We start from the raw sequence: 22488 nt of genomic DNA, 5'->3' as shown, positions 1-22488 counted from the left end.
CGACAGTTCGTGACCGCTCGGCATCGTGACGACGGGGAGTCGTGACCGGTCGGCGGGTGCAACCCGGGCGTGGTCCGGGCGTGGTCCGGGCGCAACCCGGGCACGGTTCGAGGGCGGGAGCGCGGCGCGGGTAGCATTTCCCCCGACCCCCACGACCATCGGAGCCGCACCCGCATGACCGACGAGACCGCCACCACCGACACCGCGATCGCCGACGCCGCCGCACTGGCCGAGCAGGAGACCAGCGAGCAGCGACAGGTCCGGCTCGACAAGCGCGCGAAGCTGCTCGAGTCCGGCATCGAGGCGTACCCCGCCGAGCTCCCGATCACGACGACGATCCCGGCGGTCCGCGCGCAGTACGCACACCTCGAGACCGGCGAAGAGACGCAGGACGTCGTCGGTGTCGCCGGCCGCATCGTGTTCTCGCGCAACACCGGCAAGCTCTGCTTCGCGTCGCTGCAGTCCGGCGACGGGTCCCGCATCCAGGCGATGGTGTCGCTCGCCGAGGTCGGAGACGAGTCCCTCGCGCGCTGGAAGGAGTTCGTCGACCTCGGCGACCACGTGTTCGTGCACGGCCGTGTGATCTCCTCGCGCCGCGGTGAGCTCTCGATCATGGTCGACGAGTGGGCGATCGCGGCGAAGGCGATCCTGCCGCTGCCGAACCTGCACAACGAACTGAACGAGGAGACGCGCGTCCGCCAGCGCTACCTCGACCTGATCGTCCGCGACGAAGCACGCGCCACCGTCCGCGCCCGTGCCGCGGTGATGTCCTCGCTCCGCCAGACCTTCACCGAGCACGAGTACCTCGAGGTCGAGACGCCGATGCTGCAGACCCAGCACGGTGGCGCCTCGGCTCGTCCGTTCGTGACCCACTCGAACGCCTTCGACACCGAGCTCTTCCTGCGCATCGCGCCCGAGCTCTTCCTGAAGCGCGCGGTCGTCGGCGGCATCGACCGGGTGTTCGAGATCAACCGGAACTTCCGCAACGAGGGCGCTGACTCGTCGCACTCGCCCGAGTTCGCGATGGTCGAGGCGTACCAGGCGTACGGCAACTACGAGCAGATGGCCGACCTGACCCAGGAGCTCGTGCAGCGCGCTGCGCGGGCCGTGACCGGCGGCTCGCTCGAGGTCACCCTGCCCGACGGCAGCACGTACGACCTCGGCGGCGAGTGGCCGCGCATCGACATGTACGGCTCGCTGTCCGAGGCCGCCGGTCGCGAGATCACCCCGGAGACCCCGCTGTCCGCGCTGCAGGAGCTCGCCGCTGCCGAGGGCGTCGAGGTCGCGCACGCCACGCACGGCAAGTACGTCGAAGAGCTCTGGGAGCACTTCGTCATCGACTCGCTCGACCGCCCGACGTTCGTGATGAACTTCCCGGTCGACACCTCGCCGCTCACCCGCGAGCACCGCACCCGTCCGGGCATCGTCGAGAAGTGGGACCTGTACGTCCGCGGCTTCGAGCTCGCGACGGCGTACTCCGAGCTCGTCGACCCGGTCGTGCAGCGGGAGCGCTTCGTCGAGCAGGCGAAGCTCGCAGCCGGCGGTGACCCCGAGGCGATGCGCGTCGACGAGGAGTTCCTGCGGGCCCTCGAGCACGCGATGCCCCCGTCGGGTGGCATGGGCATGGGCGTCGACCGCCTGCTCATGGCGATCACCGGCCTCGGGATCCGCGAGACGATCCTGTTCCCGCTGGTCAAGTAGCCCCCGGTTCCCCGGGGTACGATGCTCGGGTGCCGCATGGAGTCGTGACCGGGATCATCTTCGCCCTGACGCCGACCATCGTCGTCGGCCTCATCTTCTGGTTCGTGATGCGCGCGATCATGCGGGCCGACCGCACCGAGCGTGCCGCGTACGCCAAGGTCGAGGCCGAGGAACGTGCCCGGTTCGAGCGCGAGCACGGCGTCCCCGCGCCGGCACCGGCCTCGGCCGAGTAGCGCCGCCCGACCTACGTAGTATCCGAAGGCCGTCGCCCCATCGTGGGCGGCGGCCTTCGACGTCCGCGCCCCTTCGACTTCTGTGCTCCCTCGACGTCTGTGCTTCCTCGACGTCCGTGCGCCCTCGACCGGTCACGCGCCGTTCACCTCGCCGTCGCGCGCCGGGGTGAGCATCGTCCGCATGGCAACCACACACCCCTTCACGGGTCGCAGCCTCGTCGGTGACATCGAGAGCGAGTACGACGAGTTCGACCGAGACGCCGACCTCGAGGTGTCCAAGCGCCGGGACGGGTGGCTCGAACCCTCCTGGTGACCCCCACCCACTCGGTTTTCGGGGTACGACCACCGGATCGCATCGATCCGGCCGGACGTACCCCTTTTGCATGTCCGGAAGGCGCGGCACCCCGGGGTACAGGTTCGGAAACGCGTGAGAAACACGCCTGCAACGCCGGAAACATCACGTCACACCCTTGATCCGCGGCGGTTCGGGGGACCACACTGGCAGCATCGCTGTACCCCACGGGGGACGGTTTCGATGACGAAGCACGGAGAAGCCTGAGAATCATTCCGATCGGTTTGTGGGGTACACCTCCGGACCGCTTTACTCGTGAACACCCCAAGCAGCACCCAGAAGCACCACCCCCAGCACCACCGCACGAAGCCATCACCGCCGAACGCAGGGAGCAACACCATGACGATCGCACCGGCTGCACCGAGCACCACCCGCCGCGCCACCACGAAGAAGGCAGCGGCATCGAAGACCCAGGCCGCCGAGTCCACGACGACCTCCCTCGACACCGAGGTCGAGGCCGACGAGCAGCTCGCCGGCGTCCGCGGCGCCTCCGTCGACCAGGTCGGCGACTACCTGCGCCACATCGGTCGCCTCTCGCTCCTCACCGCCGAGGAAGAAGCGCAGATCGCCCGTCGCATCGAGGTCGGCCTGTTCGCGGAAGAGAAGCTCGCGACCGAGAAGGGCCTCGCGAAGACCCTGCAGCGCGAACTCCGCTGGCTCGTCCGCGACGGTGAGCGCGCCAAGGAGCGCATGATCACCTCGAACCTCCGTCTGGTCGTCAGCATCGCGAAGCGCTACTCGCAGCGTGGCCTGCCGTTCATGGACGTCATCCAGGAGGGCAACCTCGGCCTGGTCCGTGCGGTCGAGAAGTTCGACTTCACGCAGGGCTACAAGTTCTCGACCTACGCCACCTGGTGGATCCGCCAGGCGATCTCGCGTGGTCTCGCCGACAAGGCCCGCACGATCCGCATCCCGGTCCACACCGTCGAGCTGATCAACAAGATCTCCCGCACCGAGCGTGACCTGACCGTCGACCTCGGCCGCGCGCCGATGCCCGACGAGGTCGCCGCCGAGCTGAGCATGTCGGTCGAGGAACTCGTCGACCTCAAGGGCCGCTCGCACGAGCCGGTCTCGATCCACACCGTGGTCGGCGACTCGGACGACAGCGAGCTCGGTGACTTCATCGAGGACGAGGACGCTGCGTCCCCGAACGAGCTCACCGAGACCACGCTCCTGCACCGCGACATCCGTTCGATCGTCGCCGAGCTGCCGAGCGAGGAAGCCAACGTGATCCGCATGCGCTACGGCCTCGACGACGACAAGCCGATGACGCTTGACGAGATCTCGAAGATCGTGCACACGACCCGCCAGGCCGTCAGCCGGGTGGAGTCGCGCGCCAAGCTGCGCCTGTTCGCCAAGGCGGTCTCGCAGGACATGCAGCTGTACCTGACCGACTGAGGTCAGCAGGCTTCGGCCGGCGCTCGCGTCGGCAGGGGAACCCGGGTCGGTCTGTGGGAAGACGATCCGGTGGGGTGATGGGAAGGCCCGCTCGAGCACTGCTCGAGCGGGCCGTTCACGTTCGGAGGCGCCCGACGCCGGCCCGGACCGCTACTGGTCGAGTTCGCGCCCGAGCTTCTGCCGCAGGTCGCTCGGGATCAGTTCGATGAGCTGGTCCGGCCGCACCGGCAGGTCGAGCAGGCTCAGCTTCACCCGCCCGGTGCGTCCGTGCCGCTCGGCGTCGAGCCGCACGACGCTTCCGGCGTCCTTCCGGAGTCGGACGTCGATCTGCGCTCCGGTGGCGACCTCGCCGACGACGAGCCCGTCGACCTCGAGTGCTGCGCTCCTGGTGCCCTCGGCGATGTCGAACCGGTAGCGCTCGCGAGCGGCGAGCACCACGGCGCGGTCGATGCCCGCCATCGGGGCGACGGGGGTGACGACGGACCCGGAGAGCGCGGGGGAGAGCACGGGGCCACCCGCGGCGTAGTTGTACGCGGTGGAGCCGGCCGGGGTCGCGGCGACGATGGCGTCGGCACGGTAGTAGCCGTAGCCGAGTCCGCCGACGCTGAGGTCCGCCGACACCTGGCCGGAGCCGGGGCGTCGCACGATCGTCAGGTCGTTGAACGCCAGGTAGTCCGTGCGAGCGCCGCTCCAGGACAGCCGGGCCTCGAGTGCGTGGTGCGGCTCGAGCTGGTACTCCCCGGCCGACAGTCGGTCGAGCGCTGCCTCGAGTTCGGGCGGTTCGATCTCCACCAGGAACCCGACGTTGCCGTAGTTCACGCCGAGCACCGGGACCGGGCGCTTCGCCACGAGTCGCATGGCGCCGAGCATGGTGCCGTCGCCGCCGAGGGCCACGACGAGGTCGACCCGTGCGGTGAAGTCGTCGTCCTCCACCGCGGTGATGCCTCCGCCGATCCGCTGCGCGTCGGCTCGGCGGGCGACGAGCTCGCCCCGGCCGGACGCGTTCCAGCGCTGCAGGGTCGTGACGGACTCCTGCACGTTCTTGGTCGGGTGGACGACGAGGCCGACGACGGGCTGATCCATGACCGGATGGTACCGAGCCGCGCTGAACCGAGGGCTGTTCAATTGTCATTGCATGCGAGATTCTGAATACATGCAGATCGCTCAGCTGTCCGTCGCCCTCCCCACCGTCCGGCAGGGTCGCGAGATCGTGCTGCTCGCCGACCTCGAGTCCCACGAGACGGGCTTCGGCTTCGTCGACGCGGAGCACCTCCTGCTCGCCGCCGTCACCCTCTGCAACGGGATGCCCCGGTTCCGCCCGGTCCTCGAGGCGCACGGGGTCAGCCCCGAAGCCGTCCGCTCCGAGATCAGCGTCTTCGTCGGTGCGCGGGCCGCCTGCCCCGACGAGCATGACCGGGTCGCCTGCACCCCGGCGGCCGCCAGGGTCCTCGCACGAGCAGCCGTCCTCGCCGGCCCTGCCGAGCGCGTCCGCCCGGTCCACGTCGTGCTCGCCGTGCTCGACGGGGTCGACGACCCCTTCATGGGTTCCGCGCACGACGTCCTCGACGCCCTGGGCGTCGAGCCGCGCCGCTTCCGGCGTGCCCTGCGCCGGGCAGCGCGGCGCGCCTGAGACGTGACCGGGGAAGGAGACGGGAGGCCCGTGGCGGACGCCGCCACGGGCCTCCCGTCTCCTGTTGCGTTCGCTCACTGCGCACATCGCGCAGTGAGGTCACGCCCACGGCGAACAGGGGCAGCCCGCACGGGGAGCGCTGGTTACTCTCGGAGTACGTGACCGGACTCAGACGAGACCGGACCAGCTGTCGGCTCCGTCAGAAAGGGCCAAGGGAGAGCACATGTTCGAGAGATTCACCGACCGAGCCCGTCGGGTTGTCGTCCTCGCTCAAGAAGAAGCGAAGATGCTCAACCACAACTACATCGGCACCGAGCACATCCTCCTCGGCCTGATCCACGAGGGCGAGGGCGTTGCGGCCAAGGCGCTGGAGTCGCTCGGCATCTCGCTCGACGCCGTGCGCGACCAGGTCCAGGACATCATCGGCCAGGGTCAGCAGCAGCCGACCGGGCACATCCCGTTCACGCCGCGTGCCAAGAAGGTGCTCGAGCTGTCCCTGCGCGAGGCGCTGCAGCTCGGCCACAACTACATCGGCACCGAGCACATCCTGCTCGGCCTGATCCGCGAGGGCGAGGGCGTCGCAGCCCAGGTCCTCGTGAAGCTCGGCGCCGACCTCAACCGGGTCCGCCAGCAGGTCATCCAGCTCCTGTCCGGCTACCAGGGCAAGGAAGCGGTCGCCGTCGGCGGCGAGCAGCAGCAGAACGCGCAGCAGGGTTCGCAGGTCCTCGACCAGTTCGGTCGGAACCTCACCCAGGCCGCGCGCGACGGCAAGCTCGACCCCGTCATCGGGCGCGAGAAGGAGATGGAGCGGGTCATGCAGATCCTCTCCCGCCGCTCCAAGAACAACCCCGTCCTGATCGGTGAGCCCGGCGTCGGCAAGACCGCCGTCGTCGAGGGCCTCGCCCAGGCGATCGTCAAGGGCGACGTGCCCGAGACGCTGAAGGACAAGCAGCTCTACTCGCTCGACCTCGGATCGCTCATCGCCGGGTCCCGCTACCGCGGTGACTTCGAGGAGCGCCTGAAGAAGGTTACGAAGGAGATCCGCACCCGCGGCGACATCATCGTCTTCATCGACGAGATCCACACGCTCGTCGGTGCCGGTGCTGCCGAGGGCGCGATCGACGCCGCCTCGATCCTCAAGCCCCTCCTCGCCCGCGGTGAGCTCCAGACCATCGGTGCCACCACGCTCGACGAGTACCGCAAGCACTTCGAGAAGGACGCAGCACTCGAGCGTCGCTTCCAGTCGGTGCAGGTCAACGAGCCGTCGCTGCCGCACACCATCAACATCCTCAAGGGCCTGCGCGACAAGTACGAGGCGTTCCACAAGGTGTCCATCACCGACGGTGCGATCGTCTCGGCCGCCAACCTGGCGGACCGCTACGTGCAGGACCGCTTCCTGCCGGACAAGGCCATCGACCTGATCGACGAGGCCGGCGCACGCCTGCGCCTCTCGATCCTGTCGGCGCCCCCGGAGCTCCGCGAGTTCGACGAGAAGATCTCGACGGTCCGCGGGCAGAAGGAAGCCGCCATCGAGGAGCAGGACTTCGAGAAGGCAGCCAGCCTGCGCGACGAGGAGAAGAAGCTCCTGGGCGAGCGTCTCCGCCTCGAGAAGCAGTGGCGTGCCGGTGACGTCGCCGCGTCCGGCACCGTCGACGAGGGCATCATCGCCGAGGTCCTGGCGCAGGCCACGGGCATCCCGGTGTTCAAGCTCACCGAAGAGGAGACCTCGCGGCTCGTCTTCATGGAGAAGGCACTGCACCAGCGGGTCATCGGTCAGGAAGAAGCCATCTCGGCCCTGTCCAAGACCATCCGCCGCACCCGTGCGGGTCTGAAGGACCCGAACCGCCCCTCGGGCTCGTTCATCTTCGCCGGGCCCACGGGCGTCGGCAAGACCGAGCTCGCCAAGGCGCTCGCCGAGTTCCTGTTCGACGACGAGGGCGCACTGATCTCCCTCGACATGTCGGAGTTCGGTGAGAAGCACACCGTCTCGCGTCTGTTCGGTGCCCCTCCCGGGTTCGTCGGGTTCGAAGAGGGTGGCCAGCTCACCGAGAAGGTGCGCCGCAAGCCGTTCTCCGTGGTCCTGTTCGACGAGATCGAGAAGGCCCACCCGGACATCTTCAACTCGCTGCTGCAGGTGCTCGAGGAAGGCCGTCTCACCGACGGTCAGGGCCGCGTGGTCGACTTCAAGAACACCGTCATCATCATGACCACGAACCTCGGTTCGCAGGGCATCGCCGGTGGCCCGGTGGGCTTCCAGGTCGAGGGTGACTCGGCAGTCGGCTACGACCGCATGCGCGGCAAGGTCAACGAGGAGCTCAAGAAGCACTTCAAGCCCGAGTTCCTCAACCGCGTCGACGACACCATCGTGTTCCCGCAGCTGTCGCAGTCCGAACTGCTGCAGATCGTCGACCTGTTCGTGAAGCGCCTTGCAGACCGTCTGCTCGACCGCGACATGACGGTGGAGCTCACCCTCCCCGCCAAGGAGCAGCTCATCAAGGTCGGGTTCGACCCGTCCCTCGGAGCTCGCCCGCTGCGTCGCGCGATGCAGCACGAGGTCGAGGACCAGCTGTCCGAGCACATCCTGCAGGGTGAGCTCACCGCCGGCGACCACGTGAAGGTCGACTTCGTCGACGGTGCGTTCCACTTCGAGACCGGGCGTCAGCCGGGCCGCGAAGAGGTCCTCGCCGGCGCAGCCGCGGTCGAGACCGCGACCGACGCGCCCCAGGGTGAGATCGAGTCCTAGGACCCGACACCAGACAGACGGGAGGCCCGGTGCCAGCTGGCACCGGGCCTCCCGTCTGTCATCGGGTCGGTCCAGATCCCGGATCGCCGATGCGCGCGTCCCGCGTCCACGGACCCCCGTCCGGGGGTACGGTGGGACCGGCGCGCGAGACGTTCCCCCCAACTCCTCGCGCGTCGCACTCGATCGGTTCCCCCCAACGGATCGAGTCGCTGCCGGCCCCGGTCTGTTCGCAGACCGGGGCCGTTGCACGTCCGCTACGCGATGGCGGGCAACGTCCCGACGAAGCGGCGGACCGCGTCCTCCCAGCGCTCCGGGTCCTCGTTCCACTCGAGCGTGTGCGGTGCCGTGCCGAAGGCGACGGCGGTGGCGGTGGCGTGCGGGCGAGCGGTGATCGCAGCCACGTCGTCCGCTGCGACCAGCGCATCGGCCTCGGAGTGGACCACGAGCGTCGGCGTCGTCGCGTCCTGCCAAGCCGTGGTCGTGACCGGTGCCGACGCTCCCGCCAGGCGGGACAGCAGCGGGGTTGTCGCGATGCGCGCAGCGACGGTGCCGACGAAGGCGGGCAGTCGTGCCCCACGGACCGCTCCGCGGAGTGCCGACGCGACGTCGAGCAGCGGCGAGACGGCCACGATCCCATCGACGTCGACCCGGCCGGCCGCGACCGAGCAGGCGAGGGCGCCGGCGGACCACCCCTGCAGCACCACCCGGCGGGCACCGCGGGCACGGGCGGCACGGACCGCGGCGACGATGCGGTCTGCTGCCCCCGGGTCGAGCGACCGGAGCGGCAGGTCCGTCATGTCGAGGACCTCGGACGTCGCGCCGAGGCCGCGCCAGACACCGACGCCGCGGAGGACCTGCCGCGGCCCGAGGGACTGGCCGTGCACGTGGACGACGTGGGTCGTGGCGGCCTCGGGTTCGGCGCCGGGGACGTCGGCCGGCCCGTCGTACCGCAGGGCGTCCCAGGCCCAGTCACCGGTCGCCACGGTTCCGGTGACGCGGCGGCGGATGGTGTCCCCGCTGGGCCCGGTCTTCGTGCTCGCGGCGACGATCGCGCCGACCGGGACGCGGGCGTCGTCGTGCTGCAGGTCGTACGTCCCCGGCAGGCGGGTGTCGCGTGTGGCGACGAGTTCGACCTCGGTCCCGGTGCTGCTCCGCACGGTGGCGGTCGCCGTGTAGGGGGCGGGGAAGAGCAGTCGTCGGGCGACGAAGGCGCCCAGTCCGAGCGTCCCGACGGTGCCGACTGTCGTTCCGAGTGCGGTTCCGAGTGCGGTCGTGCGTCCGGCTGTCATGAGAGCTCCCTGAGTCGTGCGGTGGTGAGGGTCGCCGCAGCCGGGACGTCCTGCCCGGCCTCGCGTGCGCGGTCCTCGATCTCGACGGCAAGTCGGTGCAACCGGCTGCGCCACTGGCGACGCTGCCAGGCGATCGTGAAGTAGAGCCCGGTGTTGCCCGAGGCCGCCTCGAGCCGCCGGAGCTCCGGCTCCAGGCTGCGGAACCGGTGTCGGGTGTCCCGCCAGTCGCGGAACTCCCGTGCCGCGTCCGGCAGCACGCCCCCGGCGGCGCCGACGGCGAGCAGCACCATGGACAGCAGGAACACCGGGGCGTACACGGTGGACAGCACCCGGACCGCGCCGTCGACGCCGGCTACGTGGACGGCGTCGAGCGCGATCGCGATGACGGCGAGCAGGACCAGCCCGATGGCCCCGACGACGAACAGCCAGTACATCCGGCCGAGGCCGTCGCCGCTCCGGAACCCGCGCAGGACGGCGGCGGCGGAGCGCGCGATCACGACCGCGATGTACGTCATCTCGACCGCGGAGTACAGCGCGGTCGGCAGCTGGTCGCCGTAGACGGTCATGAACTGCGCCGTCGGGGTCGGAGCATCGACCATCGTGAAGAGCACGACGAGCGTCAGGAGCACGACCACGCAGACGACGATCCGGCTCACGCGCAGGAGCTTCGCCGAGCGCGCAGCGGCCTCCACCGACTGGGCCAGGGCGAACATGCCGCACACCATGAGGCACCGGCCGACCAGGTCTGCGATGTTGGGCACGTGCGTGACGCCGGCGAGGAACGTGGTGACGTCGGGCTGGTTGATCGTCAGGCCGACGGCGACGAAGCCGCAGCAGGCCATGAGCCAGGTGACGCTCGCCGACTGGGTCCGCACCAGCAGCAGCCGGACGACGAGCACCGTCAGGATGACCCACACCGGGGTCGATCCCCACACGTGCAGCGTCACCGGAAGATCCCGGGCTCGCGGTCGTCCGGGTCGAGCAGCCCGATCCGGAGCGCGAGTTCGTCGGCGACGAGTTCGACCGCCTGCTCGTGCGGGGTGTCCAGCGACCGCGTGAACGCCGTCCGGCCGGTGAGCAGCCCGGTGTAGGCCTGGTGGTCGCAGCCGGGGTCCGCCAGGAACACGTGGGCGAGTTCGTGGAGCACGCTTGCCACGCGGGAGCGCTCGGACAGGTCCGGACGGGTCTCGAGGAGTGCGTGGTCGGCGCGCTGGATGAACCGTGCGGAGAGGTCACCGGGCAGGTCGGCAGTCCGCAGCCGGATCGGCTTGCCGAGGGTCGACTCGGCGCGGGCGAGGAGGGCGGGCAGCGTCAGTCGCCGGGGGAGCCCGAGCCGCCGCACGCTCCGCCGGGCGACGGCTTGCCGACGCCGGGCGCCGAACCGCTCGCGCACGCCGGTCACGGCGCGGACCCCGACTCGTCGAGCCGCCGGAGGTGCTCGGTGAAGTCCCGGATCTCGTCGGCGGAGGCGAACTCGCCGAGGCGTCGGGTCGCGAAGGCCACGACCTCGCGTTTGCGGAGCTCGAGGACGAGTTCGAGCTGCGCCTGCACCCGCTCGGGCACGTCGGTGTTGCCCGCCGCGTCGGTCAGGTACTCCGCCGGGACGCCGAAGTAGCCGGCGAGTGCTGCGAGCAGATGCTGGTCGCGGACGGCCGGGCCGTTGCCCCCGAGCATGTAGCCCCACCGCGGCCGGCTCATCGACGCACCCTGTGCCTCGACCTCAGCTGCGATCTCCTTGTAGGACGGTCGCTGCCCGGCATTCGCCTCGACGACGTCCATCAGCAACTGCAGCTTCCGGGAGAGTTCTCGCCGGTGTGCATCGTCGTCGTTGTACTCGATCATGTCTCCCCGCCCTGTACATCTGTCTCAGACATGATAAAACTGGACCAGCGCGACGGCCAGTGTGACCACTCTGCCAGGCTCGCGCCGGACCGGCAGGTCGGCATGTCGTGGGGGGATGCCGAACGAAACCGGTGCACGGACGAAACGGGAGGCCCGGTGCCAGCTGGCACCGGGCCTCCCGTCTCGTCCGCGCGGACGTCTCAGGCCGTGATCACGCCTGCACGTCGCCGCGCCAGCCCGTGTCGGTCGGAGCGGACTCGAAGCGCTCCTTGTAGTTCTGCAGGTCCTTCTTGATGGCGTGGCCACCGACGCCGACCGCTGCGCCGAGCTTCTCGAGGAAGCCGGACGGCTCCCAGTCGATCTGCGCGGTGACGCGCGTCTCGTTGTCGGACAGCTTGTGGAAGGTGACGACACCGGCGTGGTCGGTCTCGCCGTCCTTGACGGTCCATGCCACCCGCTCGTCGGGGTGCTGCTCGGTGATGACGGCACGGAACTCGCGCTCCTGGCCGGCGACCTTCACGGTCCAGTCGGTGGTCTTGTCGTCGACCTGGACGATCTTCTCGACCTCGTCGAGGAAGTGCGGGAACTCCTCGAAGCGGGTCCACTGACCGTACGCTGCGGAGACGGGGACGTTGACGTCGACGGTTTCGATGATCTGAGGCATGGTGTGGACGGTAGGCGGCTCAGCCTGTGCACCGTCCAGCGGGGTGTCCCCCGGGGCGGTCTGCTGCCGCTCGTCCGGGCGCGGCTATGGTTGTCGGGATGACAGAGCACGGGAAGCACGCGTTCGACGTCCGTGACGAGCACGGGATGCTCGTGCGACCGGCGCTCGCCTCCGACGTCCCGCACATCCAGCGGCTCATCGCCCCCTACGTCGACCGGCGCATCCTGCTCGGCAAGGAGAACGTCGCGCTGTACGGCTCGATCCAGCAGTTCCGGATCGCTGAGGGCCCCGACGGTGTGCCGATCGGCTGCGGTGCCCTCGCCGTCTTCTGGGACGACATCGCCGAGGTGCGCACGCTCGCCCTCGACGCCGACTGGATCCACAAGCGCGTCGGGCACCGGATGCTCGAGGCGCTCGAGCACGACGGCCGCGAACTCGGCGTCGCGCGGATCTTCTGCCTGACGTTCGAGGTCGACTTCTTCGCGAAGCACGGGTACCTGGAGATCGGCGAGCAGGTCGTCGAACCCTCGGTCTACGCCGAGCTGGTCCGGTCGTCGGACGAAGGGGTCGCGGAGTTCCTCGATCTCGCCCGGGTCAAGCCGAACACCCTCGGCAACACCCGCATGCTGAAGATCCTCTGACGCTTTCGCGCGGCACCCGGCGGGGGTCCCGCACCGGGCATCCGTGGTTGTCTACCCTGTGCGCATGTCGTCGTTGCGTCACCCCGTCGGGCCCGAGAGGCCGGTCGTGTACTGGCGCCGTCGTGCAGCCGTGCTCGGCGCACTCGTGATCATCGTCGTGGTGATCGTGCTCATCGTCGTCGGCCGGGGGAGCGCGTCGACCTCCACGGCCGCGCCCACGTCCTCGCCGACCGCCTCGGCTTCGGCCGGTGGTGCGTCGTCCGCTGCCCCGTCCCGTTCGGCGTCGGCATCTGCGTCGGCGTCTGGGTCGGGCGCTGCCGACGGGTCGACGTGCAGCAAGGACCAGGTCGTCCTGACGCCTGTGCTCGACAAGGACGCGTACGGCCCCACCGAGGACCCGAAGATCGCCATGTCGATCAAGAACACCGGCACGAACTCGTGCCACCTCGACCTCGGGTCAGCGCAGCAGGTACTGACGATCAGCTCGGGCGAGGAGCAGTACTGGTCGTCGAAGGACTGCCAGACCGGCGGCACGAACCAGGACGTCACGATCAAGGCCGGGCAGACCCTGACCACGCCGGCGATCGCCTGGGACCGCACCCGATCGTCCACCACGACGTGCGACGCGTCCCGCCCGGCTGTCTCCGCCGAGGGGGCGAGCTACCACCTGCAGGTCGCGGTGGGGAACCTCGAGTCGAAGTCCTCGGTGCAGTTTATCCTGAACTGACGGGGCGCGGCGTGGGGGTGCGGGGTCGTCTGGCGGTGCGCCGGGCGGTGCGTTACGGCGCCGTTGCCGGCGCCGTTGCCGTTCGCACAACCACAGTGTGACCGCGCCGCGCATTGTGGCGGTTCGAGGTGCTTTCGGTTGTGCGACGGTGCAGAGCGCTCGGCGACCCGGGACAGCAAACGGCCCCGCCGTCCAGAGGACGACGGGGCCGTTCGAAGCTGATGTGATCAGCCGAGGACGGTGATGTTCTCCGCCTGCGGGCCCTTGCGGCCCTCGGTGATGTCGAACTCCACCTTCTGGTTCTCCTCCAGCGACTTGTAGCCGTTGCCGGCGATCGCGGAGAAGTGCGCGAAGACGTCAGCGCTTCCGTCGTCCGGGGCGATGAAGCCGAAGCCCTTTTCGTTGTTGAACCACTTGACGGTACCGGTAGATGCCATGATGGCGTTTCCTTAGCTTTCTTGCGTTCCGCCATGGTGCGATCGCACCTGCGGAGCCCCGACGTACGTCGACGGGGGTGATGCGCCACGCGGGCAGGTGCCGGCGGGACGGGTTCGGGGTCAGGCCTGATGGCCAGTGACCCTGGTAGTCCGAGTTGAGGGGCAAACCACCTCGCTCGAACGTTGAGCGCCGCCGAAGCGGTTCCATCAGGCTAGCGTGCTCAGGGCCGACTGGCTACCCGTGCGTCACTGAACGACGAAAATCTGGTGGAATTGCTCGGATGGCAGACAAGGAACAGCGCTTCCGGAGTGAACAACTCGAGGAAGCCCTCGCGAAGCAGGACGTCGCGGCGGTGGCGTTCGCGCTGCGCAACGACATCGTGATCGTCCCCCGACTCGTGACCGGCAAGAAGGACATGCAGGTCCGGGTCTTCGGGCGCGAAGGCTCTGAACAGCGCATCCTGCTGCTGTTCTCGTCGGCGGACGCCTACACGGCGATGGTGCCGGACGAGAAGATCCGGCAGGTGATGGTCTACGACGGACCGCGGCTCGAGGAGTTCCTCGCCGCCCACCTCGACATGCTCGAGGGCGTGTTCTTCGACATCGCCGGGCCGAACACCATGCAGGCGACCCCGGGGGACCTGCTGGCCGCATTGCGCGCTTAGGACTGGCCGTCGGGCTGTCCGCGGTGCGCCGTCGGGCTGTCCGCGGTGCGCCGTCGGGCTGTCCGCGGTGGGCCGTCGGCTCAGAACGCGCGGTCGAGCTCGCGCTCGCGAGCCGACTGCGTCATCGAGAACGCCACACGCAGTGCTTCGCGCAGGTGCCCGGAGTCGGCGCCGAGGACGGTGGTGAAGCCGAGTCGGCTCGCTTCGTTCACCCGCTGCTTGGTCCCTGTGGCCGGACGGATCTCGCCCGCCAGGCTGATCTCGCCCACGGCGGCGAGCGTGTGCGGGTACGGGCGGTCCCGTGCCGCACTCGCCAGGGCCAGGGCGATCGCCAGATCGGCACCGGGTTCGGTGAGCTTCATGCCGCCCACCGTCGAGACGTAGACGTCGGCATCGGAGAGCTTGAGGCCGGCTCGGCGCTCGAGCACCGCGAGCAGCATCGCCACGCGTGAGGCGTCGACGCCGTTCACGACCCGTCGGGGCTGCGGTGCGGAGCTCGGGACGATGAGCGCCTGGACCTCGACCGGGAGTGCCCGGCGCCCCTCGAGCGCGACGGTCACGCACGTGCCGGAGACCGGGGTCGCGTTCTTGGACATGAAGAGGCCGCTGGGGTCGGGCACTTCGTGGATGCCGTCACCACCCATGTCGAAGCACCCGACCTCGTCCGTGGGCCCGAAGCGGTTCTTCAACGCACGGACGAAGCGGAGCGCTGTCTGCCGGTCGCCCTCGAAGTGGCAGACGACGTCGACCAGGTGCTCGAGCAGGCGCGGCCCGGCGATCGTGCCGTCCTTGGTGACGTGGCCGACGATCAACACGGGGAGGGCGCGGTCCTTCGCGATGCGGATCAGGGTCGAAGCGACCTCGCGCACCTGGGACGTCCCACCCGCGATGCCGTCGATCGAGCTGGAGGAGATGGTCTGCACGGAGTCGGCGATGAGCAGATCCGGCTTGACCTGGTCGATCTGGCCGATGATGACGCCGAGGTCGACCTCGCTCGCCAGGTAGAGGTCGTCGTGCATCGCCCCGGTGCGCTCGGCGCGGAGCCGGACCTGGTCGACGGACTCTTCCGCGCTGACGTAGAGGACGCGTTTGCCGGACGCCGCCGCGCGCGAAGCAACCTCGAGCAACAGTGTCGACTTGCCGACGCCGGGTTCGCCGGACAGCAGCACCGCAGCGCCGGGGACGACCCCGCCGCCGAGCACGCGGTCGAACTCGCCGATGCCGGTCTGCCAGCGCTGCACCGTCGTGCCGCGGGCTTCGGTGATGGGCCGCGCCGCTCGGGCGCCGGTGACGGCCACAGCTGCGGTGCCACGAGTACTCGCCGAGACCGCCGAGGAGTCCTCGACCGTGCCCCAGGTCTGGCACTCGCCGCAGCGGCCGACCCACTTGACACTGGTCCAGCCGCACTCGGTGCATCGGTAGAGGGACTGCGGGCGCGCCATGTCGTCGAGGCTAGGCCGTGCCGCCGACATCGCCGGAGCGGTGCACCGGCTCGTCGGGCAGGGCGATCGACCCCGTCATCCGGTTGCGGATCCGCTCGACGGGACTCGGCCGGTTGGCGTGGTCGAGTGCCTCGGCACCGTCGGTGTCCTGCTCGGCACGAGCGTTCGCGACGGCTCCGGCTTCACGCCCGAGGTTCTCCGCCTCGCGCGCGGACAGGTAGTGCCGGATCGCCGCGACCGTGTCGACCCGGGCGTCGATCGCGGGTTCGAACGCGCTCGCCCAGACCTCGTATCCCCGGTCGTTCGGGTGGAACAGGTCGCCGTAGCTGTTGAAGAACGTGCGGCGGACCCCGACCCGCTTCGTGATCGTGTGCAGCGGCGCGACCGTGAGTCCGAACTCGGCGGCCACACGGTGCACGATCTCGTTCGCCACCGCGACCTTGCGCTCACGGTCCGGCACGAACATGCACGGCAACTCCGCCACCACGGCGTGCGACGGCACCGCACCGTAGATCGCCCGGATGTTCCGCTCGAACTTGTCCGGGTCGAAGTCGGCGATGTCGTTCGCCCCGATCGACACCGTGCAGATGTCGGGCGTGTACTGCCGGAGCTTCGGCAACTGGTCGCGCTTGGCGCCCCACGTCGTCGAGCCCGAGACGCTCAGGTTCACGACCCGCACCGACTCGTGGGACCGGTGCCGGATCCGTCGCGCCAACAGGCCAACGTAGCCGCGAGACGGCACCGTCGCACCGACGCCCTGCGCCGCCGAGTCGCCGATCGCCACGTACAGCAGCTGCCCCTCGTGCTGCTGTCGCTCGTGCCACCAGTCAGCGTGGATCGGCAGCATGTCGACCACCCGTTGCGCAGCCGCCCGTTGGCCCTTGACCCCGGCGCGGGCCCCGACGGCAGCGGCGCCGAGGACACCGGCCCCACCGAGGACGGACGTCAGGAGTGCGATGAGCGTGCGGGTCTTCATGCCGTGGACGGTACGCCCGCAGGCCGAGTCGACGACGTGGGCGGCCTGTGGGTGTGGGAAGAGCCGTGAGGGGGACCGCCTGTGGAGGGCGAGCCGACGTCGGGTGGCGTGACGGGCCTCCCGGATCGTGTAAGATCTTTCCCGGTACCGTGTCCGAGCGGCCGAAGGATCATGTCTCGAAAACATGTGTGGGGGCAACTCCACCGTGGGTTCAAATCCCACCGGTACCGCCACAGAAGACCCCCGTTCACACGGGGGTTTTCTTCTTTCGGGCAGTGGCTCCGGTGCGCATCTGATGCACCTCTTGAGCTGACCGATCCGTGCCGCGGCTGCCTTCCATCTGTCCCGCGATCATGCGCAGCGAAGCGCAAGTCTTCGCCTCTGTCGCCCGCGTGGCGAACCGGAACGAAGCTCACCGCAGCTCCGCGCTGTACAGAGGTCGAGAACTGCGCGCGGTCCAGGGGGAACTCAGCGCGAACCATCACCGCCACGGGCTCCGATCGGCTCTGCACCGCGGATCAGCGGGACCTGCAAATGACCCGCCATTCCACAAGACCGTTCGCGAACGGCACCCCCGAGAAGAGCCCCCGACCGACCGAACTCGGGGCGCATGCGCGCCATCTCGTGTCAACCTGCGGTTGACACGACCGGGGCGGTGGGGAATCCTGTCGGCATGCGGAACACCATGATCCTCGGACTCATCGCCGTCGCCTTCGGGCTCGTCGCCATCGGTACCGGTTACGCCTGGAGCGTCGGGCGCCAAGGTGGACTGCTCGCCGCCGCCATCGGCGCGATCATCTTCGGACTCGTGTTCGCCGTGTTCGCCGTGAGTGCGGCACGAACCCAGCGCTGAGCGCCGTGGACGGCGATGACGGCCTCACCACGCAGCTGCGTGAGGTACTGGCGCGCAACATGCCGGAGGCGGACGAGCACGATTCTGACGTCGCCCCGGAAGCAACCCGCGAGCAGTCGCTCCGAGCCGTCGAGCTGTGCTTGTCGATGCGCGCCTCGCTCCGGGACGTGACCCAGTCGGCAGTCGACGGCGCTCGGAGGAACGGTGCCTCCTGGGCCGAGATCGGCAAGATCCTGGGGTCGTCCCGTCAAGCGGCGCAGCAGCTCTACGGCTCGCCACCGATCACTGCGGAGGCGTCATCGGTCCCGCTGGAGCCGGCAGTGCGCACGCTCTTCCCCGTGACCGCGTTCGACGAGATGGGCAAGCTCGCGCAGCTCGGGGCAGAGGGTTGGCACGCGATCCGGGTCGGCCTCCAGTCGCACGAGCTCGTGCAGGACTCGCGGCCGTGGGAGCACGCACGGGCGGTCCAGGGCAGTCGGAAGTCGTCTCGAATGCTGGAGGAGGGCTGGGGTGTGGTGCCCGGTGGGACGTTCCCGTGGGTCTACTTCTCGCGTCCGGTCCCGATCCCCCCGGACGACGCGACACGCCGGTGAGGACGGCTTCTTCCCTGACCCCATCCGCGGGATAGAACGTTCAGTCGCGGAACCTGTTACGTTCACGGCGTGAGTTTTCTTGGGGGAGACATCCACGGGTTCGCGATGAGCTGGATGCAGGGGGCGCAGGCCACTCGGGTACGTCAGCGCGTCGCCTTCGTGCAGTCGGCGGGGCACGCCGAAGCCGTCGCGACCTCGCGCTTCGGCCGCGGTTTCGACGTCGTGTTCGCGCCTGACGCGCAGGACCACGAGACCGACGGCGCGCCGATCGTGGGCTTCAGCGGCGAGCTCGTCGAGGACGGCGAAGTCCGCCTCGACGACGACCTGATCATCCAGTTCCAGAACTACGCCGTCGCGGAGTTCCTGAGCTTCCCCGGTCCGACCGTGTTGGTCCCGCAGACGGATCGCGACCTCGAGGCCTTCGCGGCCGATCTGGCGACAGCACGTGCCGACGGCGTCTTCCCCGACGTCCTCACCGACCCGCAGGTGGTCATCGGCGACCGGCTCGCATGGGTGGGTGGTGCCGTCCCCACTGAACCGGACTTCGTCTTCGTCACCGAGGACGGGACCGTTTCGTCGTCGCCGTGGGGTCCGCGGTTCGGCCGGCTCGTGGACGGCGAACTCGCTCCGGAGGCCGACTCGGCGCACCGATCTGGTCCGGACGGCGCCCTGCACTTCCTGCAGGCAGTGGAGGCGCTTCGCTACGCCGCAGCGCGCGGCCTCAGCGGCTTGTCCGTGTCGGGGTACGGCGCCTACCTCGACAGCGACACGTCGACCGCATCGGAGCGTCCGGAGCCGAACCCCGGCGCGGTGCTCTTGTTCGACCGCGAGCAGCAGCTGCTCCACGTCTCCGCGCGCCACAAGACCTACGCGCTCACGCGGGACCTGGCGTCCCTCGTCGAGCTCCAGCTCCGTTTCGGCGACCGCGCACTCGAGCACACGGACGAATCGAACACGCTCCGCAGTCTCTCCGGCTCGGAACGGGAGTCCGCCTTGTCCCAAGTGCGTTCGTTCCTCGACCCACTGCTCCAGGCGCACGACGCCGAGCGGGTCGACGCGTGACGACGATCGGGCTCGATGCCCTCCCCACGGAACTGCGTCGTCTGCTCGACGGGTACGCCGGTCAGGTCGACATCGCCGACCTCTACGGTGACCAGGGTTCGACCGTGTACGAAGCGGCGGCTGTTCACGACACCCACGAGATCCGCGAACTCATCCGGGCGACCCGAGGCGTCACCGCCGAGATCCTCGAGTTCGCCGCGGGGTCCGGACGCCTCACCCTGCCACTCGCCGCCGCTGGCCGCGAGCTCGTCGGTGTGGACCTGTCACCGGCGATGATCGCGCTGCTCGACGACAAGCTCGCCGGGCGACATGCTGCGCTCCGAGCGTCGGTGCGGACCGCAGTGTCCGACATGACGACGTACGACGACGGGACGCAGTACTCGACGGCCCTGCTCGGGTGCATCTCCATCTCGCTCCTCGACGACGCGCAACGCGCACGCTTCTTCCGCGGTGCGGCAGATTGGCTCGCGGCCGACGGCGTTCTGCTGATGTCCACCACGGACACGACGAAGCTCGGTGACACCACCGGCAGGTACCAGGACTTCCCCGGGTTGGCCGGCCAGCGCTACCGGCTGTTCGAGGAGATCGACCCGGTTGCGTCGATCCGGCACGTCGGCGTGATCGATCTCGACGACCTGGGCCGCGGATCGCTCACCGTCTTCCTGACGCACGTCCGTGCCATCCCGCCGCTCGTCCTCGAGGCAGAACTCGCCGTCGCTGGCCTGGAGGTCCGTGCGGTCCGACCGGTGGCGACCCCGGACGGCGCCCATCCCATCGTCATCCTCGAAGCGGTGTGGCGTGCTTGACCGGCGGCCGAACAGCGTCTGGCCAGCGCTCGTCCCGCTCGCAGCGCACAACGACCTCGACTCGCAGATCGTCGCCGCCTCCGGCACGACGCTGACCTTCGCGGACGGTTCCGAGGCTCTCTGCGGAACGAGCGGGCTGTGGAACGTGAACCTCGGCTACGGCAACCAGCGCATCGCAGACGCCGTCCACGAGGCCATGGTCCGGGCGTCGTACGTGTCCCTGTTCCGCTACTGGAGTGAGGACATCGAGCAAGCCGCCGTGCGGCTCCGCGAAGTCGCGGGCGCCGACCGGTACGCGCGAGTCCTCTTCACGACTGCTGGTGGATCGGCGAACGACGCTGTCATGAAGCTTGCTCGACACTTCGCCATCCTCGACGGCCAGCCGGCGCGGAAGACCGTCGTCGGGCTCAAGGGCAGCTACCACGGACTCACGTACGGGGCGCATGCACTCAGCGGCGACGACCTCGGTCAATCGCTCTACGGCGTCGACTCGCGGCAGGTCCGTCACGTGACCCCCAACGACCTCGACGAGTTGGAGCGGTTGGTCGCCGCGACCGGTGACCGGATCGCTGCGGTGATCGTCGAACCGATCCTCGGCTCCGGAGCGTTCGCCCTCGCCGACGAGTACGTCCAGCGTCTCTGCGAACTCCGAGACCGTCACGGCTTCCTCATCGTCGCCGACGAGGTCGCCACCGGCTTCGGTCGGACGGGCCTGATGTTCGCGTCGGAGTCCTGGCCATCAGCCCCGGACGTCCTGATCGCCTCGAAGGGGTTGACGAACGGCACCCAGGCCGCTGCAGCGATCCTGGTGGGGTCCCGGATCACCGCTCGGTTCACCGGGAACGAGAGCGTGTTCGTGCACGCGGAGACGCAGGCGGGGACCCCGGTCGTCGGAGCGGCGATCAGCGCGACGATCGACGAGTTCGATCGGCTTTCGGTCGTCGACCGGTCGCAGCAGCTCGCAGCGACCCTCGAGACCGAGCTCACCGCCTTGGCCGCGCAGCATCCCTCGGTGCTCGCGACTCGGGGAGCCGGGAACTTCCGCGCCGTCGCCGTGGCGGATCGGGACGGCCAGCCGCAGCGGGACCAGGCAGCGCTCGCCGCGCTCCGCCGGTCGATCCGCCGAGCGGGGGCGGTCGTGCACCCGGGCCCGGACGGGTTCCAGCTCGTCCCAGCGCTCACCTACACCGTCGGCGACGTGCGTTCCTTGTTCGACGCCGTCCAGGTCGGGCTCCAGGAGTACGACGATGCCTACCTCCGCTGACGGGTTCGGGTGGGTCGTCCACCCCGGTCCGCTCACCGTCGACGCACTCGACGCATTCGTGCGCCGGGTTTCCGAGTGGACCGGTGCCGGCCGGGTCTGCCTCGTGGCGGACCGGAACCACGCATCCGTTCCGACCATCGCCGAGCTGGTCGACACGCTCGTCGAACGCCTCGGCGCGCAGCTGCACCTGGCGTCCGACGACAGTGAGGAGCTCGTCAGGAGCATCGCGGACGCCGGCCCCTGGGACGTGGTGATCGGGATCGGCGGCGGCGTGACGCTCGACGTCGCGAAGCTGGTCGGCCTCGATGCCGACGCCATGCGGCGGGTCACGTCGCCGGGCCGGTCGAGTCGTGTCGTGCTGCCCGACGGCCCGCGGTCGACACGGGTCGCCCTGGTCCCGACGACGTTCGGCACCGGTTCGGAGCTCTCGTCGTCGGCCTGCGTCACGTCCCGGGAACGGAAGCGGCTGGTCTCGGGCGCTGCGCTCGGCGCCGACCTCGTGCTCGCTCGATCGGATCTGCTCGCCAGCCTGGACGACGAGCAGATGACGGAGGGGCTCGTCGAGGTGGTCCTCCGACTCACGACCTTGTACGCCGCGGGCGAGGCGGCGTCGTTCGCGGACGTCGTCACGCGGGCCAGCCTCCGGCAGCTCATGGAGGTGGCCCCGCGTCTTCGTGCCGGTGGACGCGTACCGGCCGACCTCCGCGCGATCGCCTCGATCAGCGCCTTCAGTCACACCGGGTGGCTGGCGCGCGATCGACCGCCGATGGTGACACTGCCGTGGATCGTCACGACGGAGGCATCCATCGCGTGGTCCTGCACCAAGGCGGTCGCCGCTTCGCTCGTGCTGCCGGGCTACTGGTCCGTGATGCGCGACGGCGACGGCCGGCTCGGGTCGTACCGGAGACTGTGCGAGCTCTGGGCGGAGGCGATGCCGGGGGCGGCGTCGCCTGCCGAGGCGCTCGACGAGATCATCGACGGTCGGCTCCGCCGGCCGTCGACCGACGAGCTCACGCGGCTCGGTGACGACGCCTTCGCGGCGCGCGTCACGGAGCGTTGGGGCGCTGGACTTCCCTTCATGGGGGAGGCGGGTCGTGACGATGTCCGCAAGGTCATCGACGCAGCACTCGCTCGAGGGAGATCGGTCGCACTGACCGTGTGACCAAGAAC

The 22488-nt window shown here is 69.6% G+C and carries 24 protein-coding genes and 1 tRNA gene; 16 read left to right on the top strand and 9 right to left on the bottom strand.

Annotated elements, in window-relative coordinates; genetic code table 11:
* Nucleotides 1–174 precede the first annotated feature (174 nt).
* The 4 genes from lysS (at nucleotide 175) to OGL88_RS09550 (ending at nucleotide 3684) form a co-directional block, all read left to right on the top strand.
* Nucleotides 175–1701: a lysine--tRNA ligase gene (gene lysS, locus OGL88_RS09565; protein WP_263054819.1), complete on the top strand. Its 1527-nt coding sequence runs from the start codon at nucleotides 175–177 to the stop codon at nucleotides 1699–1701.
* Nucleotides 1702–1730: 29 nt separating this feature from the next.
* Nucleotides 1731–1934, top strand: coding sequence for a hypothetical protein (locus tag OGL88_RS09560; RefSeq protein WP_111086942.1), 204 nt, complete (start codon nucleotides 1731–1733; stop codon nucleotides 1932–1934).
* Between the two features lie 181 nt (nucleotides 1935–2115).
* Entirely contained in the window at nucleotides 2116–2247 is a 132-nt protein-coding gene (locus tag OGL88_RS09555) for a hypothetical protein (protein ID WP_263054821.1), read from the top strand.
* 378 nt (nucleotides 2248–2625) lie between these two features.
* Nucleotides 2626–3684, top strand: coding sequence for a sigma-70 family RNA polymerase sigma factor (locus tag OGL88_RS09550; RefSeq protein ID WP_111086943.1), 1059 nt, complete (start codon nucleotides 2626–2628; stop codon nucleotides 3682–3684).
* 150 nt (nucleotides 3685–3834) lie between these two features.
* Here OGL88_RS09550 and OGL88_RS09545 read toward each other — a convergent pair whose 3' ends face one another.
* The gene (locus OGL88_RS09545; RefSeq protein WP_111086944.1) at nucleotides 3835–4767 is read right to left on the bottom strand and encodes an NAD(+)/NADH kinase; all 933 of its coding nucleotides are present in this window, start codon (nucleotides 4765–4767) and stop codon (nucleotides 3835–3837) included.
* Nucleotides 4768–4819: 52 nt separating this feature from the next.
* On the opposite strand from OGL88_RS09545, the gene OGL88_RS09540 reads away from it, so the two are divergent.
* A complete protein-coding gene (locus OGL88_RS09540) occupies nucleotides 4820–5314 on the top strand; it encodes a Clp protease N-terminal domain-containing protein (RefSeq protein WP_263091217.1) in 495 nt (164 codons plus the stop codon).
* Nucleotides 5315–5537: 223 nt separating this feature from the next.
* A complete protein-coding gene (locus OGL88_RS09535; protein WP_263054822.1) occupies nucleotides 5538–8057 on the top strand; it encodes an ATP-dependent Clp protease ATP-binding subunit in 2520 nt (839 codons plus the stop codon).
* Between the two features lie 254 nt (nucleotides 8058–8311).
* Here OGL88_RS09535 and OGL88_RS09530 read toward each other — a convergent pair whose 3' ends face one another.
* The 5 genes from OGL88_RS09530 to OGL88_RS09510 form a co-directional block, all read right to left on the bottom strand.
* Nucleotides 8312–9346 carry a hypothetical protein gene (locus OGL88_RS09530; RefSeq protein WP_263054823.1) on the bottom strand — a complete coding sequence of 345 codons (1035 nt, stop codon included), beginning with the start codon at nucleotides 9344–9346 and terminating at the stop codon, nucleotides 8312–8314.
* On the bottom strand, nucleotides 9343–10293 hold the full coding sequence (locus OGL88_RS09525; protein ID WP_263054824.1) for a hypothetical protein: 951 nt from the start codon (nucleotides 10291–10293) through the stop codon (nucleotides 9343–9345). The genes OGL88_RS09530 and OGL88_RS09525 overlap by 4 nt, the downstream gene beginning before the upstream one ends.
* Nucleotides 10290–10748 (bottom strand): hypothetical protein, encoded by a 459-nt coding sequence (locus OGL88_RS09520; protein WP_263054825.1) that lies wholly within the window; start codon nucleotides 10746–10748, stop codon nucleotides 10290–10292. The genes OGL88_RS09525 and OGL88_RS09520 overlap by 4 nt, the downstream gene beginning before the upstream one ends.
* On the bottom strand, nucleotides 10745–11188 hold the full coding sequence (locus tag OGL88_RS09515) for a hypothetical protein (protein ID WP_263054826.1): 444 nt from the start codon (nucleotides 11186–11188) through the stop codon (nucleotides 10745–10747). Before OGL88_RS09515 ends, OGL88_RS09520 begins: the two co-directional genes overlap by 4 nt.
* 211 nt (nucleotides 11189–11399) lie before the next feature.
* A complete protein-coding gene (locus OGL88_RS09510) occupies nucleotides 11400–11852 on the bottom strand; it encodes an SRPBCC family protein (RefSeq protein WP_263054827.1) in 453 nt (150 codons plus the stop codon).
* A gap of 98 nt (nucleotides 11853–11950) precedes the next feature.
* On the opposite strand from OGL88_RS09510, the gene OGL88_RS09505 reads away from it, so the two are divergent.
* Entirely contained in the window at nucleotides 11951–12493 is a 543-nt protein-coding gene (locus OGL88_RS09505; RefSeq protein ID WP_263091216.1) for an amino-acid N-acetyltransferase, read from the top strand.
* Between the two features lie 64 nt (nucleotides 12494–12557).
* Nucleotides 12558–13220 (top strand): hypothetical protein, encoded by a 663-nt coding sequence (locus OGL88_RS09500; protein ID WP_263091215.1) that lies wholly within the window; start codon nucleotides 12558–12560, stop codon nucleotides 13218–13220.
* A gap of 227 nt (nucleotides 13221–13447) precedes the next feature.
* On the opposite strand, the gene cspE is transcribed toward OGL88_RS09500, so the two are convergent.
* Nucleotides 13448–13657 carry a transcription antiterminator/RNA stability regulator CspE gene (gene cspE / locus OGL88_RS09495; protein ID WP_017887662.1) on the bottom strand — a complete coding sequence of 70 codons (210 nt, stop codon included), beginning with the start codon at nucleotides 13655–13657 and terminating at the stop codon, nucleotides 13448–13450.
* A gap of 281 nt (nucleotides 13658–13938) precedes the next feature.
* Between cspE and OGL88_RS09490 the strand changes: the two genes are divergently transcribed.
* Entirely contained in the window at nucleotides 13939–14322 is a 384-nt protein-coding gene (locus OGL88_RS09490; RefSeq protein ID WP_131922013.1) for an SseB family protein, read from the top strand.
* A gap of 80 nt (nucleotides 14323–14402) precedes the next feature.
* On the opposite strand, the gene radA is transcribed toward OGL88_RS09490, so the two are convergent.
* Nucleotides 14403–15764: a DNA repair protein RadA gene (gene radA / locus OGL88_RS09485; protein WP_185021261.1), complete on the bottom strand. Its 1362-nt coding sequence runs from the start codon at nucleotides 15762–15764 to the stop codon at nucleotides 14403–14405.
* 10 nt (nucleotides 15765–15774) lie between these two features.
* Entirely contained in the window at nucleotides 15775–16740 is a 966-nt protein-coding gene (locus tag OGL88_RS09480) for an SGNH/GDSL hydrolase family protein (protein WP_205463578.1), read from the bottom strand.
* Between the two features lie 143 nt (nucleotides 16741–16883).
* Between OGL88_RS09480 and OGL88_RS09475 the strand changes: the two genes are divergently transcribed.
* The 7 genes from OGL88_RS09475 to OGL88_RS09445 all read left to right on the top strand — a co-directional run bounded on the left by OGL88_RS09475 (nucleotide 16884) and on the right by OGL88_RS09445 (nucleotide 22480).
* Nucleotides 16884–16973: transfer RNA gene (locus tag OGL88_RS09475), tRNA-Ser, on the top strand.
* Nucleotides 16974–17413: 440 nt separating this feature from the next.
* Nucleotides 17414–17593: a hypothetical protein gene (locus OGL88_RS09470; protein ID WP_263091214.1), complete on the top strand. Its 180-nt coding sequence runs from the start codon at nucleotides 17414–17416 to the stop codon at nucleotides 17591–17593.
* Between the two features lie 5 nt (nucleotides 17594–17598).
* Complete coding sequence (locus OGL88_RS09465) at nucleotides 17599–18186, top strand: hypothetical protein (RefSeq protein WP_263054831.1); 588 nt, start codon at nucleotides 17599–17601, stop codon at nucleotides 18184–18186.
* Nucleotides 18187–18291: 105 nt separating this feature from the next.
* Nucleotides 18292–19248 (top strand): hypothetical protein, encoded by a 957-nt coding sequence (locus OGL88_RS09460; protein WP_263054832.1) that lies wholly within the window; start codon nucleotides 18292–18294, stop codon nucleotides 19246–19248.
* Complete coding sequence (mpaM, locus tag OGL88_RS09455; protein WP_263054833.1) at nucleotides 19245–20054, top strand: daptide-type RiPP biosynthesis methyltransferase; 810 nt, start codon at nucleotides 19245–19247, stop codon at nucleotides 20052–20054. The genes OGL88_RS09460 and mpaM overlap by 4 nt, the downstream gene beginning before the upstream one ends.
* A complete protein-coding gene (mpaD, locus tag OGL88_RS09450; protein ID WP_263054834.1) occupies nucleotides 20047–21318 on the top strand; it encodes a daptide-type RiPP biosynthesis aminotransferase in 1272 nt (423 codons plus the stop codon). The genes mpaM and mpaD overlap by 8 nt, the downstream gene beginning before the upstream one ends.
* Entirely contained in the window at nucleotides 21302–22480 is a 1179-nt protein-coding gene (locus tag OGL88_RS09445; protein ID WP_263054835.1) for an iron-containing alcohol dehydrogenase, read from the top strand. The genes mpaD and OGL88_RS09445 overlap by 17 nt, the downstream gene beginning before the upstream one ends.
* Nucleotides 22481–22488: the final 8 nt, after the last annotated feature.

This window comes from Curtobacterium sp. RIT-PI-V (genome assembly GCF_025642935.1).
Classification (GTDB): Bacteria; Actinomycetota; Actinomycetes; order Actinomycetales; family Microbacteriaceae; genus Curtobacterium.
The sequence above is the reverse complement of the archived record's forward strand: the minus strand, read 5'-3'. Positions and strand labels throughout refer to the sequence as shown.